The following is a 3,229-nucleotide window of genomic DNA, read 5'->3' on the forward strand; positions in this document are numbered from 1 at the left end:
AAGATCTTCGGCCGACTCGGTCGCGATCACATCGGCCATGCTGCCCCCATACTCAAAGACCAGGGAAGTCATGGCGGCCCGCTGATGCTGATACACCGCAAAACTGCCAACGACCAGGGTCAAGGCCACGGACAAGCCCAGCGCAACCGGCCAGCGGACGCTGAGCGGAATACGCCAGCGACGACCCGGCCGGGACATCAACTCGGCCTGGATGTCGCGCAAATCCGCGGCCAGTTCGGCACCGGATTGATAGCGATCGGATGGCAGACGAGACATCAGGGTGGTGATGATACTCACCAGCGCGGCCGGGGTTTCCGGATCCCCTGGGCGCAAGCGGGCGGACTTGCCCTTGAGGATGGCTTCCAGTGTGGCGCGAGTGGTACGCCGGGCAAAAGGCAGTCTACCGCTGGAAAGGCGGTACAGCAGAACGCCAAGGGAATAGAGATCACTGCGCCCATCGACGGCCTCACCTCGAACCTGCTCGGGTGCCATGTAATTGGGCGTGCCCACCACTTCGCCCTCGTCCATTGCGGCCTGGCCGCCTGCCTGACGCAGTCGGGCGATGCCAAAGTCGGCCAGCTTTACCCGGCTGTCGTCGTCCAGAAGCATGACATTGTCTGCTTTGACATCCCGGTGGATTACACCGTTTCGCTGGGCATAGTCCAGGGCTTCGCCAAGTTGCACACCAATGTCCAGCAGATGACTGACCGGCAAGGGACCCTCTCTCTCCACCCGCTGCTGCAGGGTCTCCCCCTGCAACAGCTCCATGGTCATGAAGGGCTTGCCCCCGGATTCACCCACATCATGGATGGTCACAATACCGGCATGGGAAAGTCTGCCGGCGGCATGGGCTTCGGACAGGAACTCTCTTCGATAGCGATCGCTGGAAGCGTATTCTTCCTTGAGCATTTTCAACGCCACGGGGCGCTGAAGGCGCTCATCAAAAGCACGGTAGACCACGGCCATACTGCCACGACCAATTTCCGGCCCCAGCTCGTATCGTCCCAACTTCGATGCCATGTCAGCTTTAGCGAAGCAGCAGGGCTGCGACAATCACCGCAATACCCAGCAAGGCGAGGCCCGTCGCGATCATCTTCTGACGCCGGCTGCTCTTGGCGGGTCGGAATGACTGGCCAGTGGTATCCACCTGCTCACTGGTGGCAAAGAGGAATGCGGCATTACCAAAGGCCAGGCGATCTCCATGCTTGAGCGCGGACTGGTGAATCCGTTCACCGTTGACGAAGGTGCCATTGGTGGAGAGAAGATTGACCACACGCCAATCGCCACCAGAGCGAACAATCCGGGCATGTTCGAAAGACACACTGGGCTCTTCCAGGACCAGGTCATTATGGGCCTTGCGCCCGATTTGGGTACGTTCCGCCTGAAGCTGAAACCATTGATCCACGAACGGCGGGCTGAGCCCCAGCAAGGCCGGAGAATCAGGACTCACCGCCGCCTTATCCGCGGCCTCGTCCATCTCTGGAAGCTCATCGGGGGAAATGAAGACTGTCCCTTGGGGGCCTTGCTCCCTGAGACGCCTCGTTCCCTCGGTACCGGCACGTTTGTCGGTCACCGTCTGTCTCCCCTGCAAAAAGATACGTGTACGCGACCGGCACGGTTGCCGGCCGTCCCTTCCCCAGCCCCGCTACTCGGCAATTGCACTACTCCACATAGGATAGCAGGCTCCGACGGGGTATCAGAAACCCCTTGCACGGATGACAGTTGCCGTTGATCATGACGGAATGCGTCGATCGCTCCTTCCCACACTCTACTCACTGCTTCTGCCGGGCCTGGCGGCACCCTGCCAGGCCGAGACGAGGCCCGATGTGGGTTTCATCCAGACGCCCGAACCGGTCGTGCGCGCCATGCTGGAAGTCGCGGACACCGCCCCCGGTGATCGGGTGCTGGATCTGGGCTCCGGAGATGGTCGCATTCCCATCATGGCCGCCGTGGAATTCGGTGCCGAAGGCCGGGGCATCGAGATCGACGGGCAATTGGTCAAACTATCCCGTCAGCGTGCCGAAGCCGCCGGTGTCGGAGAAGCCGTCCAATTCGAGCAAGGCGATCTGTTTGAAGCCGATCTCTCTGGCGCCGACATCATCACCCTTTATCTCCTCCCCGAGCTCAATCAACGCCTGAAGCCCAGCCTGCTGTCCCTGCCGAGCGGAACCCGGATCGTCTCCCACGAATTCGACATGGGACGCTGGCAGGCTGACGACTATCGGGCAGTCAATCAGCGAAAAATCTACTTCTGGCGGGTTCCGGCCGCCGTTGCCGGTGAATGGCGGGCAAGCAGGCAGGGAAAAGAGATCAAACTGCGGCTGGAGCAGAACTACCAGCGAGTGTGGGGCGAGGCAGAACTTGATGGCCTAATCACGGATCTGCGTGATGTGCGACTTGATGGCGACACGCTACGCTTCCGAATTCGAACCGAGGCATCGCAGCGGGTCATGCGTGCCCGATTCAGGCATGGCCGCTTGATTGAGCTGCAATCAGCGCCACCGCTCTCAGGCTTCAGCCCGGCGAGTCAATGGAAAGTAGCCGATTGAGTTCGGTTCACTGCCCTGAATGGCGCTCCCCCAGGACGATGCTCAATTCGAGGCTTCTCCCCCCACGAAAGACTTGAACCCTGGCTTCGTCACCGGGCCGAGTACCTTCAAGGCTGAGCAACAGTTCCGCCACACTGGTAACCGGCTGGCCATTGATGGCCGTTATGATATCGCCTTCCACTGGAAGCCGGTGAGGCCCATGGCGAATCATCCGCCCGCCCTGACCATCTCGAAGCCCGGCCTGCTGGGCATTGCCACCAGGGAGAACCCGGGTCACCAAAATGCCGTGTCGGATGGGCAAGCCAGCCTGATTGACCAGCCTGGGTGAAATCGCTATTCCCTGAATATCAATCCAACCCCGGGCAACCCGCCCTTCTCGGATGATCTGCCCGGCAATCCGGTGCACGGTATTGGAGGGAACTGCCAGGCCAATACCCACAGAGCCCGCTGCCGGGGAAATCATCATGGAATTGAGCCCGAGCATCCGCCCGCGGCTATCCACCAGAGGACCACCCGAGTTACCCGGATTGATGGCGGCGTCAGTCTGAATAAGATCGCGGATGATATAACCTGAATCGATCTGCAGCGGACGATTCAAGGCCGACACCACGCCAGCGGTAAAGCTCCCTTCCAGGCCAAAGGGGTTTCCCATGGCATAGACGGACTGTCCCACCTGGGCA

The 3,229-nt window shown here is 60.6% G+C and carries 4 protein-coding genes; 1 reads left to right on the forward strand and 3 read right to left on the reverse strand.

Translation table 11 applies throughout. From position 1 onward, the window contains the following. Together ACJWXQ_RS01630 and ACJWXQ_RS01635 are read right to left on the reverse strand one after the other, a co-directional pair. The coding region (locus ACJWXQ_RS01630) for a serine/threonine-protein kinase (RefSeq protein ID WP_406672018.1) at positions 1-1,020 on the reverse strand (1,020 nt) is incomplete at its 3' end. A gap of 7 nt (positions 1,021-1,027) precedes the next feature. Continuing rightward, the gene (locus ACJWXQ_RS01635; protein WP_346051828.1) at positions 1,028-1,573 is read right to left on the reverse strand and encodes an FHA domain-containing protein; all 546 of its coding nucleotides are present in this window, start codon (positions 1,571-1,573) and stop codon (positions 1,028-1,030) included. A 169-nt stretch (positions 1,574-1,742) separates the two neighbouring features. Between ACJWXQ_RS01635 and ACJWXQ_RS01640 the strand changes: the two genes are divergently transcribed. Beyond that, positions 1,743-2,549: an SAM-dependent methyltransferase gene (locus ACJWXQ_RS01640; RefSeq protein ID WP_406672019.1), complete on the forward strand. Its 807-nt coding sequence runs from the start codon at positions 1,743-1,745 to the stop codon at positions 2,547-2,549. A gap of 7 nt (positions 2,550-2,556) precedes the next feature. Here ACJWXQ_RS01640 and ACJWXQ_RS01645 read toward each other — a convergent pair. Continuing rightward, positions 2,557-3,229, reverse strand: a 673-nt coding sequence (locus tag ACJWXQ_RS01645) for a S1C family serine protease (protein WP_406672020.1), incomplete at its 5' end; no start/stop codon positions are given.

Source organism: Natronospira sp. (genome assembly GCF_007134575.1).
GTDB classification, from domain to species: domain Bacteria; phylum Pseudomonadota; class Gammaproteobacteria; order Natronospirales; family Natronospiraceae; genus Natronospira; species Natronospira elongata.

What these genes read in the sequence shown, in the direction of transcription:
- ACJWXQ_RS01640 (WP_406672019.1), top strand. Translation starts at nt 1,743, where the DNA reads ATGCGTCGATCGCTCCTTCCCACACTCTACTCACTGCTTCTGCCGGGC.